Genomic DNA, 15,341 nt, shown 5'->3' with positions numbered 1-15,341 from the left:
TCGTTTCAGCGGATTCTGAATTTCTCGAGATCGGTGGTTCTCGGCGCCAATCCGTTGCCGGCCACGGCGGGATCCAACCAGAGCACACCGCCGATCGGTTGATCTGCACCCTCGAAGGCCATCTGCTCGATGCGGACGTGGTCGTGAAACCATTCGAGGTGGCGGAAATTCGGGGTCGCCGCCGCCGCATGCAGATGCAGATACGGCGCGCAGTGCCCGGAGATGTCGAGATTGTGCGCGGCGGCCACCGCCGCGGCGCGCAGCCATTCTGTGATGCCGCCGCACCGGGAGGCGTCCACCTGTAGGCAGTCCACCGCCCGCGCCGCGCACAGTCGCCGGAAATCGTAGAGATCGTAACCGTATTCGCCGGCTGCGACGTCAGCGCCGACGGAGTCGCGCACCGCGCGTAGTCCATCCACGTCGTCGGAGGACACCGGCTCCTCGTACCACCGCACATCCAGATCGGCCACTGCCTGCCACACCCGCACCGCCTGCTTTCGCCCATAGGCGCCGTTGGCGTCGACGAACAACTCGATCGAGTCGCCGATCACCTCGCGCGCCTGGCGCATCCGGGCGACATCGCGATCCGTTCGCCGCCCCCACGATTCACCGATCTTGATCTTCACCCGCGGAATCGCCAATTCAGCTGTCCAGTAGGTCAACTGGTCGTTGAGTCGGTGGTCGTCGTAGGTGGTGAACCCGCCGCTGCCGTAGACGGCAACGCTGTCGCGGACCGCGCCGAGCAGACGGTAGAGCGGAAGGCCCATGAGTCGCGCCTTGAGATCCCACAGGGCCGCGTCGACCGCTGAGATCGCTTGGCCGCCCGTGCCGGACCTCCCGATGTTGCGGATCGCGCACACCATCGTCTCGAACGTGCCGGGCACGTCCATCGCGTTCGACCCCGTCACCAGGGGCGCCAGGGTGTCGCGCACCAGGTCGGCGACCGCCGCCGCGCCGTAGGTCCATCCCACGCCGGTGCAGCGGCCGGCGTGCACCGAAACCATGACCATGGTGGTGGAATCCCAGCTCAGCGTGCCGTCGCCTTCTGCAGCGTCCGTGGGAAAGGTGTACGCCGATACGTCGACCTGGGCGACTGTGGTGTCGTCGCTGAGAATCACGGCCATCGAGAGCCTTTCGTCGGGGGTCGATGATCACAGCTCTACCCGCAATCTTTGCGTTGGAACAACTATCTGGCTGTCAATTCCCTCCGTGTTTGAGCGGTCGTTGTCGTGGAATGACTGTGCGTGCGGGTGGGGCGATGAAAGGACAGCAATGAACAGCGCCGATGTGGTCGTCGTCGGCACCGGACCCAACGGACTCGCGGCGGCCGTCATCCTCGCCGCGGCGGGGCTGTCGGTCTCGGTCTACGAAGCTCAACCGGTGCCCGGCGGTGGAGCCCGTACCGAAGAGCTCGATCTCGGTGTACCGCTGCGGCACGATCTGTGCTCTGCCGTGCACCCGATGGCCGCGGCCTCCCCGTTCTTCCAGCGTTTCGGGTTGACCCGGCGCGTCGAATTCGGTTTTCCGGAGATCTCCTACGCCCACCCGCTAGACGACGGACCGGCCGCGGTGGCCTACCGCGACCTCGACCGGACGATCTCGGAGTTGCGCGCCGTCGATCGCGATGACGGTCGCCGGTACGCCAAGGTCATGCGGGGCCTGGTCAACGCGGCGGGCATCGTGCGCGACGTCGGCCTGTCCGATCTGCGCCACCCTCCGCAGTCACTCTGGTCGGGCACGGGGCTGGCCGGAGCCGCCACACTGGGCGCGCGGGCTCTGGAACTGGGCACCCGCGCCTGGGGGGTATGCACCGCGGCCGAACGGTGCGGCGCCATGCTCACCGGGGTGGGCGCCCACGCCAACACCCCGATCCCCTCGCTCGCCGGCGCCGCGACCGCGCTGTTGCTCGGCTCGCTCGCCCACGCCCCGGGCTGGCCCCTGCCGATCGGCGGCAGTCAGGCGATCAGCGACGCGCTGGTCGCCGATCTGCGCGACCGCGGCGTCACCATCACCACCGACCGGCCGGTGGTCGACGCGCAATCGCTGCCGCCCGCCACCGCCTATGTCTTCGACACCGCACCGTGGACGCTGGACACCGTCTTCGGGGATCGCCTGCCGGCCGGGTACCGCCGCGCACTTCGCCGGTTCACCCCGGGAAACGGTGTGGCCAAGGTGGACTTCGCGCTGCGAGAGCCGGTGCCGTGGAGCGACACCCGGCTCCGGGGCGCCGGGACGGTCCACCTCGGCGGCACGCGGGCGCAAATGGCGCGCGCCGAAGCCGACACCGCCTCGGGGCACCACAGCCCCACCCCGATGATGCTGCTGAGCCAGCCGACCGTGGTCGACTCCACCAGGCTGGGCCCCGCCGGCGAGCAGCCACTGTGGACCTATGCGCACGTCCCGAACGGGTCGCCGCGCGACATGACCGCCACCGCCACGGCGCAGATCGAGCGCTTCGCGCCCGGGTTCCGCGACGTCGTGATCGGGTCCCGGTGCATCCCGGCCGCCGACATGGCCAAGCACAATGCCAACTATCGCGGCGGCGACATCGCGGTCGGGCAGGTGTCCATGTATCGGATGCTGGCTCGCCCGGTCCTGAAATGGGATCCCTATCGGACGCCATTGCACAACGTGTACCTGTGTTCTGCCGCGACACCACCTGGCCCCGGGGTCCACGGCATGTCCGGAATGCACGCGGCAGCGCGGGTGCTCGGCCAACAGTTCGGTGTGAAGACGCTTCCCGAGTTCGGCCCGCGCTGAATGTGCCCAGCGCACGTTTACCACCCGATCGCGCGGGTAGCTCCTTCGCGGCGTGGGGCGGCCCGAGCGAGTCCACCTCGAGGCCACCTCGACGTCACCGCCATCCGTCACCTCGATCCGCTCGCCGCCCACCTCCACGGCCCCGGATTCCGATACCCGAGGAGATCATGCGTCCGCAGCCCAGTCACCACTGTCGCCGGCTCTGGCACCGCTGCGGGCCGGCCCCGAGCACGACGCGCTGATGCCACCGACCTGGCTGATCGTCATCGCGTGGATCGCGCTGGCCGTCGCATTCGTCTGCGCCGCGGTCATATTGGCCGACATCTACGGCCGGGGGTACCGGCAGAAGATGACCGTCATGGAGATCGTCTGGCCGGTCACCGCCTTGTATTTCGGCCCGGTGGCGGTCTGGATGTATCTGCGGTACGGCCGCCCCCAGAGCACTCGCTGGCTCGCCGAGCATGATCGCGACAACCCGCCCGAAAAGCCCCGCTGGGCGATCACGGCGGTCGGGGTCAGTCACTGCGGCGCCGGATGCACGCTCGGCGACATCCTCGCCGCGACGCTGATCTTCGTCGTGGGCATCGAAATGTTCGGTCGCGCCTTCTGGCCGGAGCTCATCGGCGACTACACCGCGGCACTGGCGCTGGGAATCCTGTTCCAATACTTCGCGATTGCGCCGATGCGCGGTCTGGGCGTGCGGGACGGGCTCACCGCGGCCGCCAAGGCCGATGTGCTGTCGCTGACCGCGTTCGAAGTCGGCCTGTTCGGGTGGATGGCGGTGATGGCGTTCGTTCTGTTCCCCGCGTCGCCGCTGCAGCCCGACAGTCCGGTCTACTGGTTCCTGATGCAGATCGGCATGATCATCGGCTTCTTCACGGCCTGGCCGGCGAACGTCTGGCTGATTCGCCGCGGCATCAAGGAGGCCATGTGACCTCGATCGGAGCGCCGCCATGGCGTTAGTCCTCGCATTCGGCCTCGTGCTGCTGATCAGCGTGTCACTGTCCGGCCTGGCCGCCCGCAGCATCCTGTCGACCGCACTGCTGTTCCTGGTGGCCGGTGCGGCCATCGGCCCCGGCGGTCTCGGTATCTCGTCGATCGGGCCCTCCGACACGATCGTGTCCCTGTTGGCCGACATCGCGCTGTTCACCGTGCTCTTCACCGACGGGCAACGGGCCTGTCTGCCCGCCCTGCGGGAGAACTGGCGACTCTCCGGCCGGGCGCTGGGACTCGGGATGCCACTGACCATGGTGGGTATCGCCGTTCCGGCGCATCTCCTGGCCGGGCTGGACTGGCCGACAGCATTTCTGGTCGGGGCCATCCTGTCGCCCACCGATCCCGTCTTCGCCGCCGCCCTGGTCGGCCGATCCGATGTCCCGTTGCGGTTGCGCCGGCTGCTCAACGTCGAATCCGGCCTCAACGACGGCCTGGCACTTCCCTTCGTGCTGATCTTCCTCGCGACGGCGCAGCACACCGATTCACATCTGACCGAGGTCTTCGTCGAACTCATCGGCGGCTTGGTGATCGGTGGTGCGGTCGCTGCCGCGGTGGCGCTCGCGTGGCGGCTGAAGTGGCTGACGGCAGAGCCGCGGTTGCAGCCGCTGGGACCGGTCGCGGTCGCGGTCATCGTCTACGGGGGCTGCCACCTCACCCACGCCAACCCGTATCTGGCGGCGTTCGCGGCCGGATCCACCCTGGCCACGCTCGACGGCATGGCCACCGATGCGTATCAGCCGTTCGGCGAACTGCTTTCGGAATTGACGAAGTTCGCGGCCCTGCTGGTGTTCGGAGCGTTGATCACCCTCGATCGACTGGGTCACCTCACCTGGCGTCAATGGCTCGTGCCGATCATCGCCATCGTCCTGGTACGGCCTGCTGCGCTGATGCTTTCCCTGCTGTGGACGAAGCTCCCCGCGCGCGAACGGTTGTCGGCGGCCTGGTTCGGCCCCAAGGGCTTCGCCTCGGTCGTCTACGGGCTGCTGGCTTTGCAGTCGGGCATCGACCATCGTGGCGAGGTCTTCGATCTGGTCGCGGCCACCATCGCGCTGTCGATCCTGTTGCACTCCACCACCGACGTCCCGGTCGCCAAGGTGCTGCGCGTCGACCCGCCGGGCGATCTTCCGGCCGGTTCCTCGCCCCCAGAGCGACGCTCCGAGCCGTCCGCTGCAGCGACCGGGAGCGGATGACGTGAGCGGGCTCTGGCACGCCCTGCTCGGCGGCTGGCCGCAACCGGTCTATGCCGTCGTCAAAGCACTCGCACTGTTCCTCACCGCCGCCGCGGCCTTCCGCTTCGGCCAGCGTCGAACGCTCGCGGAGTTCACCCCGTTCGACTGGGTGACCGCGGTGGCGGTCGGCGCCATCGTCGGGCGTACCGCCACTGCGGCCGACACCTCGTGGGCAACCGGCGCCGCGGCGCTGTCGACGCTCGTCGGCGCGCATGCCCTGGTGGCGCGGCTGCGGTTCAGCGACCGCATCCGCGCGGTGATCGATCCGCCCGTGCGGGTGCTGATCCGCGACGGCGAACTGGATCAGGCGAATATGCGGCGGGCCGGGTTGACCCGTGCCGACATCGACGAGGTGCTGCGCCAGCACGGAGTTCGCAGCGCAACGGAGGTGGAGTTGGCCCTTTACGAAGCCAAGGGTTCGGTCTCGGTGTTCACCACATCTCGACCATCTGGGCACGCAGAGCCGCCCAGCGCGTAATGATTGCCTACGCACTGGTTGAATAGCCCGCTGCCGCAGTTCGACTGGACGCCGATCGACGAGGAGGTCATGGGTGATGATGCCGAGCCGCGCCGGTATCGCCGACGCGGTGCACTCGCGACTGTGGCCGATCCCGATGCTCGCGCTGCTGAGCGCTCTGGTCCTGGGCATTGCGATGCCCTCGGTCGATGAGGCGCTCGACACGTGGCTGCCGACGTCGGTGGCAGGCTTCCTATTCGGCGGTGGCGCGGACGCCGCCCGGGAAGTGCTCAGCGCGATAGCGTCATCGCTGATCACCGTCACCTCGCTGACGTTCTCGCTCACCCTGGTGACCCTGCAGTTGGCCAGCAGCCAGTACAGCCCTCGACTGCTGCGAACCTTCGCCGCTGACCGCGTTGTCCATCGCACCCTGGGACTGTTCCTCGGAACCTTCATGTACGCGCTGACCGTTTTGCGCACCATCCGCAGCAATGACGAGACCGGCGATTTCGTGCCGCGCCTGGCGGTGACGGTTGCCTACCTGCTGACCGTGCTCAGCGTGGTGATGCTGGTGGCTTTCCTGGCCCACCTGGTCAAACAGATTCGCATCGAAGCGATCCTGGACCAGGTGCGTACCGATACCGTCTCGACCGCCTCGCGGGTATTCGAGCGCAACGACGATGACGACGCACACGAGCCCGTCGCCGCCGCCGTTGTTCCGACCGGTCGCGCCGAGGTGATCGAGTCGAAGTCCTCGGGGTTCCTCGTCGAGATCGACGCCCAGACGCTACGTGACGTGGCGGTGGACGCCGATGTCGTGGTGTGGGTGGACAAACCGGTGGGCAGCGCGGTAACCGCAGGCACCCCGATCGCCCGGTGCTGGCCGAAAGGCGGAGCGCCGCTCGACGATGAGACGGTGCGCCACCTCCAGCAGCAGGTGACCGACGCGCTGCGCACCGGGCGGGAGAGGACGAGCGCCCACGACGCCGAATTCGGCCTGCGCCAATTGGTCGACGTGGTCATTCGCGCGCTGTCCCCCGGGATCAACGACCCCACAACGGCGGTGCACGGATTGCACTCCTGCACTCTCGTGTTGTCCGACCTGCTCACCCGGCGACTGGGCAGGTGCACGCTCGTGGACGACGACGGCCGCGTTCGGGTCGTCGTCGACCGCCCCACCTTTCGGGACCTGCTCGAGCTGGTGTGCCGGCAACCACGCGTCTACGGTGCGGGTGATCCCGCAGTGCTCGAGGCGTTGATGTCGCTGCTGCGCGACCTGGCCTGGCAGGCGAGATCAGAAGAGCACCGCAGCGCCATCGTCGAACAGCTCGATGTGCTGCGCGAGCCCAGCCCGGGCCAGACCTTCGCGCTCAGCGCCGACCGGATGGCGTCGCTCAGAGGAGAGGTGCTGTCAGCATTTCGCCTCGATGCGGAACGGCGCGCTGACGCCGAGGGCGGCCGGACGTGATTCGTACACACCGTAGGCAGAACCGGTGACGACATAGTCGTCCGCCCGCCTGACCACCTCCGCGCTGCCAACCCCGCCCTGCCAGACGTCGCCGGTGAAACCTGCCACGTCGCGGATCTTCGTCCACTTCGCGACGGGAGAGGCACCGCTGACGTCCAACACGGTCGTCCACCGGCTCGGACCCCGATCGACACCCACGGTGAGATAGCTCTGCGCCCGGCTACATCGCAACGCGTCGTAGTGCACGGCAACATCGTTGACCGTCACGGTGGCGTGGCTGTCGGGGGCGGTTTCGACACTGGCGGCGCATCCGGTCAAGCCCGTTGCCATCATTGCCGCGAGGGCGAACCGCCACCGGGGATGTGCCATGGCGATCGCGCGGGCTGGGCGAATCATCAGCAGTCCGTGCGGATCTCGAAGTTGGCGGTCGAGCGGTCGGTCGGCGACTGCTCGTAGTACCCCTCGGCCACTCCCGTCACGATGAACGTGCCGTCGTCGACGGCCGCCTCGGCGCTTCCTACCGTGACGTCCCAGAAGCTACCGGTGAAGCCGCCCAAGCCCTCGATCTGCACCGCCCTGGGCTCGATGCTGTCGCCGGTCCGGATCTGCGCGGTGAAGCCCGGCGAATCCTGCACCGTCCGGATGTGCCAGACCCACTGGATCTGGTCGCAGCTCACCCGGGGCTGCTCGCCGATATCGCGGCCGTTGATCGACACCTGCGCGGTGTGGGTGCCCAAGGCCCGAAAATCCCTGCCGCAGCCGGTGATCGCCAGAATGGCCACGGCGATGACACCGAATGTCCGCACCAGTGACCCGCGCCCGCAGGGGCGCTTGCTCATCGGACGGGTCTGCCGCGCGCTCATGACGACAGGTACCCTCGGCAGCCCGGCCGATACGTGCGAATGCACAACGATTTCCACAGGTCATGTATCAACGTCGCGGCGCCGGGGTACGACCTGTCCATGGTGATAGGAAAAGTGATCGCCGCTGTCGGAGCCATCGCCGTCCTGACGGGAATCGTCGGCCTCTTGTCGCCGGTTTCGGTCGACCCCCACCTGGCGGTCGTCGAATGCGGCAGCGTGGTGAATCCTGACCTGTCGGCGGCCCGTGCCCACGACGACGGCGTCCCGGTAAACGCTCCGGTGGGCGGCGAAGTGGTGGTCGACGCCGACTACACCGAGCTGTGCAGCATGGAGCTCGAGGACCGGGCACTGTGGACGCTCACGCTGGTCGTGGCGGGCGGCCTCGCCGTCGCCGGCTCCATTGCATACGGTCTGGTCACTCGACGCCGGCACCGGTCGAGCGCCGCGCTGTCCTGATGTTTCGCTGTCCTGGCGCCTCGGTGTCCTGATGCCGCGGCGTCAGCGGCGCCCCGTCGGTGGCGGGTCTCACCGGTCGACGCCCGACAACGCCGAACCGTCGCCGAGTGCGTCGGCGGTGATGACGCTGAGCGACCCGTCCGATTCCACCACCACCGCCGCGATGCCGGCGAGACTGCCCGAACCGCTCGCCCGGACAGCCTGACGAATCTCGTCGACACTGATTCGCTGCCGACGCGCAGCGTCATCCAGGATGCGGCCGTCGCGTAACACCGCCGTCGGTCGCGCCGTGATGACCGCGCGGCCCCACGGCACCCGCGATGAAATCAGTGCGACGATGTACTGCAACACGGCCAGGAGCACCAGCGCTGTCGCTCCCTCGACGAAGGACACGTCGGAGCTCAGCAGAATCGTGGCAAGCGTTGAACCCAGCGCGACGGTGACCACGAGGTCGAAGGCATTCAGCTTGGCCAGCGTGCGTTTACCCGACACCCGGAGCACCACCACGACGGTGACGTACGCGGCGGTGCCGACCAGCAGCACCCTGGCGATGTCGTCGACGCTGTCGAACCACACTGCGCTCATCGGATCCGCCTACCCCGGTCGGGTCACCGGGAAACGGCCGGGAGTCGGCATCGCACATGGTTGCCCGTATACGTCGCTACGCGCTGGGTACCACCGTCATACCTGGCGATTCCGACCCCGAGGAGGCGATATGAACGATGCGCGTTGAGCCGATGCCCACTCGCGCCGTCGCCGGTTGACCGCGGCGCGCGTCACCACAGCAGGGTGGTGACCGGGCCGAGGAAACACAGCATCGCCGGCACGTCGCTGTTCATGCGGTCGCGCACGCGGGTGAGGGTTCCGTTCAGGAGTCGGCAGACCTGCACCTGTGAGATGCCAAGCCGTCTGGCGATCTCACCCTGGGTCAGGCAGTCGAAGAATCGCATTCCCAGGATCGCGCGTCGGCGCGGATCCAACTCGGCAATGGCTTCGCGCAACACAATCAGATCCTCGGTCAACGTGTAATGCGGATCGTCGACGCCGTAGCGCGAACCGATGGTCTCGGCGGCGCTGTCGCCGGTGCCCATCGGGGCGTCCAGCGAGACCGGGCTGTATGCCGAACTCGCCGAGGCCGATTCGGCGACGACGGCGTCGTCGATGTCGAGTTCTTCGGCAAGTTCGGTGGTGGTCGGCGTCCGGTTCAGACGTTGCGCCAGGACGTCGAACGCCTCTCGGCTCTTCAAGTGGGTTTCCTGCACCTTGCGGGGGACGCGGATGGACCACGTGGCGTCGCGGAAATACCTTCGCACCTCGCCGGCGATGGTCGGCACCGCGAAGGCGAGAAAGCGGCCCTTCTGCTCGTCGTATCGGTCGATCGCTTTGATGAGCCCGACGCGGGCAACCTGGATGAGATCGTCGAGGGGCTGACCACGTCCGACGAACCGACAGGCGATGTGGTCGGCGATGGGCAGGCAGGCGGTGATCGCGCGGCGTCGGCAGTGTCGACGCTGCGCCGGACTCGTGCAGCGGCTGAGTTCGGCGAGGATCGACTCGATTTCCGCGACGTCGACTGAGTCCGCCTGGGAGTCTCGATTCGGTGGTGGTGGTGAAGCCGTTGTCGGAGAAGGTTCGTCGATCCGGTCGGGCGCAATGGTCACGGTGATCTCCTCGGCCGACAGAGCGAGTCCGGAAACCCCTCCGTGCGCTTTCAGTTCTATGTCCTGCCTACCCGGGCTTCGCGCCGGTTTTTGACGTCGATGCAATCGTTGCCAAATCGCAATATTTCTTGTGTCGTCAGAGTCTGCTGTGACGTCTGTGGCTTCGCCGCCGGTGCTCGGCCGGATCAGTTCGCGTGCGGCGCACCGGACGAGGCGATGTATGAACCCGTTGTTCCGGGGAACCCGAGGGGCACCGATGTCCACCGGAGAACGAGAAGACAAACGAGATGACAAGGAGTGGTGATGTCGATCGCCCTGCCCGTCCGGATGACCATCACAGGTGTCACGCTCGCCGCGCTCACCTCGGCCTGCGGTGGCGAGGACGTGGTCCTCGACTCGTCCAACCGCGGCTCGGGCTCGCACACCGATGAGGTCACGGTGGAGAACGCCTACATCGTGCCGGCATTCCTGCCCGGTCGATGCGCCATCCAGGTGGAGGCCGGAGCCGCGATGCGGTTCACCGTCACCAACAACGATCCCGTCGAGACCGCGCGACTCGTGGGCGTGACGACCGCCGCGGCGGAGACGGCGCGCATCGTCGCGCCGGTCGAGATACCGCCGCAATCCACCGTCGCCTACGGCGAACCCAATCCGGAGATCGCCGACTCCGGAGGACGCGTGGCGCCGGTGCGACTCGAAGACCTGGCACCCGGACTGGTACCGGCCACCACGACGGACGTGACCTTCCGCTTCGAGCGTGCGGGGGATATCACGATGCCCGTCCCGGTCGAGGCATGTCCCAGCCAGGTGCCCTGATCCGGCCGGTGAACGAGTGGGCGCGGAGGGTTTCGAACCCCCGACCGCTGGTGTGTAAAACCAGAGCTCTACCACTGAGCTACACGCCCCGTGCCGGGCAGGCTACACGGCCGCGAGCAGCGACCGGAAATCCGTCAGCCGGCGCGTAACGCTGCCAGCGCGTCGGTCCACAGCGCCTGATCGCGGGCCTCGCCCGGACCCTTCATCTCGGCGAACCGGATGATCCCGGAGCGGTCGATGACGAAGGTGCCGCGGTTGGCGATGCCGGCGTCGTCGAAGAACACCCCGTAGGCCTGTGCGACGGCGCCATGCGGCCAGAAGTCCGACAGGATCGGGAAGGTGAACCCGCTCTGGGTGGCCCACACCTTGTGGGTGGGGGGCGGGCCGACCGAGACCGCGAGGGTGACGACGTCGTCGTTCTCGTATTCGGGCAGGCGGTCGCGGATCTCGTCGAGCTCCCCCTGACAGATGCCGGTGAAGGCCAGCGGGAAGAACACCAGCAGCACGGTCTTCGCGCCGCGGAAGTCGCTCAGGCTGACCGGTTGCCCGTTCTGGTCTTTGAGCGTGAAGTCCGGCGCTTCGGCCCCTACCTCGAGCACTAGTGCTTCCCCGCGGCCTTGGACTTCGGCTGCACCAGCCGGCTGGCGATCCAGCCGCCGAGATTGGCCGACGACGTCTGCATCAGTCCCGCCGTGGGCGCCGATTCGGCGATCTCCGCGGGCTGGACGTGTCCGGGCTGGCCCGTCTTCGGGGTCACCACCCAGATGACACCGTCGTCGGCGAGCGGGGTGATGGCGTCCATCAACCGATCGACCAAGTCTCCGTCATCGTCGCGCCACCACAGCAGCACCACATCGACGACATCGTCGGCGTCCTCGTCGAGGAGCTCACCGCCGCACGCGTCCTCGATGTCGGCTCGGATGTCGTCATCGACGTCCTCGTCCCAGCCCAGCTCCTGAACAATCTGGTCATTTTCGATGCCCAGTCGCTGGGCGTAGTTCGGGGCGTCTTCCGCCGCCACCACCGTGTCCTCCTTCTGCCCTGCCCGTGAATGAAGCCCTATCGTTGCACGCATCGCGTCGATGCGGGCGGTGGCTACCCGGGATCGGTCAATATGACGCGTCGCACAGTTCCAGCGCGATCTCTTTGGAATCGTTGAGCCGGTTGATCGCCTCGTTGAATTCGACGGGGCCGGCATTGCGCTGGATCGTCCCCGCAACGTCGCGCGCCGCCCCCACCCATCCGTCGAGCGCGGCGCGCAAGGCCGGGGACAACACCTCGGTGTTGCCGCTGCTCACCAGGTCCGCGCTGATGTTCAGGGCATCGATGGCCGGCCGGGCGCGGGCGCCGACGTCGGCGGCGTTCTCGTTGAACGCATCGACGTACGCGTTGACCGCGTTGATCGCGTCCACGCTGGAACTGCTCAGATCCTCACACGAGGTGTGAATCGCCGCGGTGGTCAGCGACGCCTGACGCTCGGACTCCCTGGCGCTGGACTGGGCGATCGACTCCTCGACCGACGCCGACACCGAGGCCCGGTACTCCGGCGCGGCCGCCCGATCCACCTCGGCGGTTCCCCGCGTCACCGAGGTGCAGCCGACGACGATCATGGCGCCGACGGCGATACAGCCGAGTACCGCGGCGACCAACCGCAGTCGTCTCCCCGCGCACCGCCCACCCATCAGCACGGCTGCAGACGTTACCGGTTGCATGCCGTCATCGCGGGATCATTCCCCCACCGGTGCGCATCGGGTACGAAGAAGGAAGGATGGAAAGCGCATCAAGGTGCCCTGCCGATCGTGGAGCACCGCAACCGCCTGACAAGGAGCGGAAGTTGACCACCGAGTTCGTGCGCCAGGATCTGGCCCAAAACTCCTCCACCGCAGCCGAACACGACCGTGTCCGGGTGATCCGTGAAGGTGTCGCATCGTATCTGCCCGACATCGACCCCGAGGAGACCTCGGAGTGGCTCGAATCCTTCGACGCGTTGCTCGAGCGGTCCGGCCCGGCCCGCGCGCGCTATCTACTGCTACGGCTGCTGGAACGCTCCGGTGAGCAACGCGTCGCGATTCCGGCCCTGACGTCGACCGACTACGTGAACACCATCCCCACCGAGCTGGAGCCCTGGTTCCCCGGGGACGAGGACGTCGAGCGCCGCTACCGCGCCTGGATCCGCTGGAACGCGGCGATCATGGTGCACCGTGCACAGCGCCCGGGGGTCGGCGTCGGCGGACACATCTCCACCTACGCATCCTCGGCAGCGCTCTACGAAGTGGGCTTCAACCACTTCTTCCGCGGCAAGTCCCACCCCGGCGGCGGCGATCAGGTCTTCATCCAGGGTCACGCGTCGCCGGGTATCTACGCCCGCGCCTACCTCGAGGGCCGGCTGACCGCCGATCAACTCGACGGGTTCCGCCAGGAGCACAGTCACCCCGGCGGCGGCCTGCCCTCCTATCCGCACCCGCGGTTGATGCCGGATTTCTGGGAGTTCCCGACGGTCTCCATGGGTCTGGGCCCGATGAACGCCATCTACCAGGCCCGGTTCAACCACTATCTGCATGACCGGGGCCTCAAGGACACCTCCGATCAGCACGTGTGGGCCTTTCTCGGTGACGGCGAAATGGACGAGCCCGAGAGCCGGGGCCTGGCGCACGTCGCCGCTCTGGAGGCACTGGACAACCTGACCTTCGTCATCAACTGCAACCTGCAGCGCCTCGACGGCCCGGTCCGCGGCAACGGCAAGATCATCCAGGAGTTGGAGTCGTTCTTCCGCGGCGCCGGCTGGAACGTCATCAAGGTGGTGTGGGGCCGCGAGTGGGACGCCCTGCTGCATGCCGACCGCGACGGAGCGCTGGTCAACCTGATGAACACCACGCCCGACGGGGACTACCAGACCTACAAGGCCAACGACGGCGGATACGTGCGCGACCACTTCTTCGGCCGCGACCCGCGGACCAAGCAACTGGTGGAGAACCTGTCCGACGCCGACATCTGGAACCTCAAACGCGGCGGCCACGACTACCGCAAGGTCTACGCCGCCTACCGCGCCGCGATGGAGCACAAGGGTCAGCCGACGGTCATCCTGGCCAAGACCATCAAGGGTTACACCCTGGGTAAGCACTTCGAGGGACGCAATGCGACCCACCAGATGAAAAAGCTTGCGCTCCAGGACCTCAAAGACTTCCGCGACGCCCAGCGCATCCCGATCAGCGACACGCAGATCGAGGAGAACCCCTATCTGCCGCCGTACTACCATCCCGGTCCGGAAGCACCGGAGATCCGGTATCTGCTCGACCGCCGGCGCGCACTGGGCGGCTTCGTGCCCGAGCGTCGCACCAAGAGCAAGGTGTTGCCGCTGCCGAGCAGCGACGCGTTCAAGGCGCTGAAGAAGGGATCGGGTAAGCAGGAGGTCGCCACCACGATGGCGACCGTGCGCACCTTCAAGGAGATCCTGCGCGACAAGCAGATCGGTCACCGGATCGTCCCGATCATCCCCGACGAGGCCCGCACCTTCGGGATGGATTCGTGGTTCCCGAATCTGAAGATCTACAACCGCAACGGGCAGCTCTACACCTCCGTCGATGCCGAGCTGATGCTGGCGTACAAGGAGAGCGAAGCCGGGCAGATCCTGCACGAGGGCATCAACGAGGCGGGCTCGATGGGCACGTTCATCGCCGCGGGCACGTCGTACTCGACGCAGAACGAGCCGATGATCCCGATCTACATCTTCTATTCGATGTTCGGCTTTCAGCGCACCGGCGACAGTTTCTGGGCCGCGGCCGACCAGATGGCCCGCGGCTTCGTGCTCGGCGCGACCGCCGGGCGCACGACGCTGGTCGGTGAGGGTCTGCAGCATGCCGACGGGCATTCGCTGCTGCTGGCGTCCACCAACCCCGCGGTGGTGGCTTACGACCCGGCGTTCGCCTACGAGATCGCGCACATCATCGAAAGCGGTCTGCACCGGATGTACGGCGAGAACCCGGAGAACGTCTACTTCTATCTGACGATCTACAACGAGCCGTACACGCAGCCCGCCGAGCCGGAAGACCTCGACGTCGAGGGTCTGCTGCGCGGCATGTACCGCTACCAGACCGTGTCGGACAAGAAGGCGAACACCGCGCAGATCCTGGTGTCCGGGGTGGCGATGCCCTCGGCGCTGCGGGCGGCCGAGCTACTGGCCGAAGACTGGGATGTCGCGGCCGACGTCTGGTCGGTGACCAGCTGGAACGAGCTCAACCGCGACGGGGTCGAGGTGGAGAAGCAACGACTGCGCCATCCCGACCAGGAGGCGCCCACGCCGTACGTGACGAAGGCGCTGGCCGATGCGGCCGGGCCGGTGGTGGCGGTGTCGGACTGGATGCGGGCGGTGCCCGAGCAGATCCGGCCGTGGGTGCCGGGTACCTACATCACGCTGGGCACCGACGGGTTCGGTTTCTCCGACACCCGGCCCGCGGCGCGCCGGTACTTCAACACCGACGGCGAATCCATCGCCGTGGCCGTCCTCGAAGGGCTGGCCCGGGACGGCAACATCGATGCGTCGGTCGCCGTCGAGGCGGCCAAGCGCTACGAGATCGACGATGTGCTGGCGGCACCGGAACAGACGTCGGATCCCGGAGTCGCGTAGCGACGACATTC

Annotated in this window: 16 protein-coding genes and 1 tRNA gene; 8 read left to right on the top strand and 9 right to left on the bottom strand. The window is 67.4% G+C overall.

Features of this window, described 5'->3' with window-relative positions; translation table 11 throughout:
- Positions 1 to 5: 5 nt before the first annotated feature.
- Entirely contained in the window at positions 6 to 1,124 is a 1,119-nt protein-coding gene (locus ACN27E_RS02105) for an enolase C-terminal domain-like protein (protein ID WP_422746372.1), read from the bottom strand.
- Between the two features lie 148 nt (positions 1,125 to 1,272).
- On the opposite strand from ACN27E_RS02105, the gene ACN27E_RS02100 reads away from it, so the two are divergent.
- The 5 genes from ACN27E_RS02100 to ACN27E_RS02080 all read left to right on the top strand — a co-directional run bounded on the left by ACN27E_RS02100 (position 1,273) and on the right by ACN27E_RS02080 (position 6,910).
- Entirely contained in the window at positions 1,273 to 2,760 is a 1,488-nt protein-coding gene (locus ACN27E_RS02100) for a phytoene desaturase family protein (protein WP_422746371.1), read from the top strand.
- 52 nt (positions 2,761 to 2,812) lie between these two features.
- A complete protein-coding gene (locus ACN27E_RS02095) occupies positions 2,813 to 3,694 on the top strand; it encodes a DUF4396 domain-containing protein (protein ID WP_422746370.1) in 882 nt (293 codons plus the stop codon).
- A gap of 19 nt (positions 3,695 to 3,713) precedes the next feature.
- Positions 3,714 to 4,946 carry a cation:proton antiporter gene (locus ACN27E_RS02090; RefSeq protein ID WP_422746369.1) on the top strand — a complete coding sequence of 411 codons (1,233 nt, stop codon included), beginning with the start codon at positions 3,714 to 3,716 and terminating at the stop codon, positions 4,944 to 4,946.
- A gap of 1 nt (position 4,947) precedes the next feature.
- Entirely contained in the window at positions 4,948 to 5,463 is a 516-nt protein-coding gene (locus ACN27E_RS02085) for a DUF421 domain-containing protein (protein ID WP_422746368.1), read from the top strand.
- Between the two features lie 76 nt (positions 5,464 to 5,539).
- Positions 5,540 to 6,910, top strand: a complete 1,371-nt coding sequence (locus tag ACN27E_RS02080; RefSeq protein WP_422750189.1) for a DUF2254 domain-containing protein — start codon at positions 5,540 to 5,542, stop codon at positions 6,908 to 6,910.
- Here ACN27E_RS02080 and ACN27E_RS02075 read toward each other — a convergent pair.
- Together ACN27E_RS02075 and ACN27E_RS02070 are read right to left on the bottom strand one after the other, a co-directional pair.
- Positions 6,854 to 7,306, bottom strand: a complete 453-nt coding sequence (locus ACN27E_RS02075; RefSeq protein WP_422746367.1) for a lipoprotein LpqH — start codon at positions 7,304 to 7,306, stop codon at positions 6,854 to 6,856. The two genes, ACN27E_RS02080 and ACN27E_RS02075, sit on opposite strands and share 57 nt — an antisense overlap.
- Complete coding sequence (locus tag ACN27E_RS02070) at positions 7,306 to 7,749, bottom strand: lipoprotein LpqH (RefSeq protein ID WP_422746366.1); 444 nt, start codon at positions 7,747 to 7,749, stop codon at positions 7,306 to 7,308. Before ACN27E_RS02070 ends, ACN27E_RS02075 begins: the two co-directional genes overlap by 1 nt.
- Before the next feature lie 123 nt (positions 7,750 to 7,872).
- Between ACN27E_RS02070 and ACN27E_RS02065 the strand changes: the two genes are divergently transcribed.
- Positions 7,873 to 8,229 (top strand): hypothetical protein, encoded by a 357-nt coding sequence (locus ACN27E_RS02065; protein WP_422746365.1) that lies wholly within the window; start codon positions 7,873 to 7,875, stop codon positions 8,227 to 8,229.
- 69 nt (positions 8,230 to 8,298) lie between these two features.
- Here the strand turns inward: ACN27E_RS02065 and ACN27E_RS02060 are convergent, their stop codons facing one another.
- Together ACN27E_RS02060 and ACN27E_RS02055 are read right to left on the bottom strand one after the other, a co-directional pair.
- Positions 8,299 to 8,805, bottom strand: a complete 507-nt coding sequence (locus tag ACN27E_RS02060) for a DUF421 domain-containing protein (protein WP_422750188.1) — start codon at positions 8,803 to 8,805, stop codon at positions 8,299 to 8,301.
- A 200-nt stretch (positions 8,806 to 9,005) separates the two neighbouring features.
- On the bottom strand, positions 9,006 to 10,154 hold the full coding sequence (locus tag ACN27E_RS02055) for a SigB/SigF/SigG family RNA polymerase sigma factor (RefSeq protein WP_422746364.1): 1,149 nt from the start codon (positions 10,152 to 10,154) through the stop codon (positions 9,006 to 9,008).
- A 39-nt stretch (positions 10,155 to 10,193) separates the two neighbouring features.
- On the opposite strand from ACN27E_RS02055, the gene ACN27E_RS02050 reads away from it, so the two are divergent.
- A complete protein-coding gene (locus ACN27E_RS02050; RefSeq protein WP_422746363.1) occupies positions 10,194 to 10,706 on the top strand; it encodes a hypothetical protein in 513 nt (170 codons plus the stop codon).
- Positions 10,707 to 10,723: 17 nt separating this feature from the next.
- Here ACN27E_RS02050 and ACN27E_RS02045 read toward each other — a convergent pair.
- From ACN27E_RS02045 to ACN27E_RS02030, 4 genes are all read right to left on the bottom strand, one after another.
- Positions 10,724 to 10,795 (bottom strand) — tRNA-Val (locus tag ACN27E_RS02045).
- A gap of 45 nt (positions 10,796 to 10,840) precedes the next feature.
- The gene (locus ACN27E_RS02040) at positions 10,841 to 11,305 is read right to left on the bottom strand and encodes a peroxiredoxin (protein WP_422746362.1); all 465 of its coding nucleotides are present in this window, start codon (positions 11,303 to 11,305) and stop codon (positions 10,841 to 10,843) included.
- Positions 11,305 to 11,730, bottom strand: coding sequence for a DUF3052 domain-containing protein (locus tag ACN27E_RS02035; protein ID WP_422746361.1), 426 nt, complete (start codon positions 11,728 to 11,730; stop codon positions 11,305 to 11,307). Before ACN27E_RS02035 ends, ACN27E_RS02040 begins: the two co-directional genes overlap by 1 nt.
- An 85-nt stretch (positions 11,731 to 11,815) precedes the next feature.
- A complete protein-coding gene (locus ACN27E_RS02030) occupies positions 11,816 to 12,388 on the bottom strand; it encodes a hypothetical protein (RefSeq protein ID WP_422750186.1) in 573 nt (190 codons plus the stop codon).
- Between the two features lie 152 nt (positions 12,389 to 12,540).
- On the opposite strand from ACN27E_RS02030, the gene aceE reads away from it, so the two are divergent.
- A complete protein-coding gene (aceE, locus tag ACN27E_RS02025; protein ID WP_422746360.1) occupies positions 12,541 to 15,330 on the top strand; it encodes a pyruvate dehydrogenase (acetyl-transferring), homodimeric type in 2,790 nt (929 codons plus the stop codon).
- Positions 15,331 to 15,341 lie beyond the last annotated feature (11 nt).

This window comes from Mycobacterium sp. WMMD1722 (assembly GCF_049315205.1).
GTDB lineage: Bacteria > Actinomycetota > Actinomycetes > Mycobacteriales > Mycobacteriaceae > Mycobacterium.
This window is presented reverse-complemented; position numbering and strand designations above follow the sequence as displayed.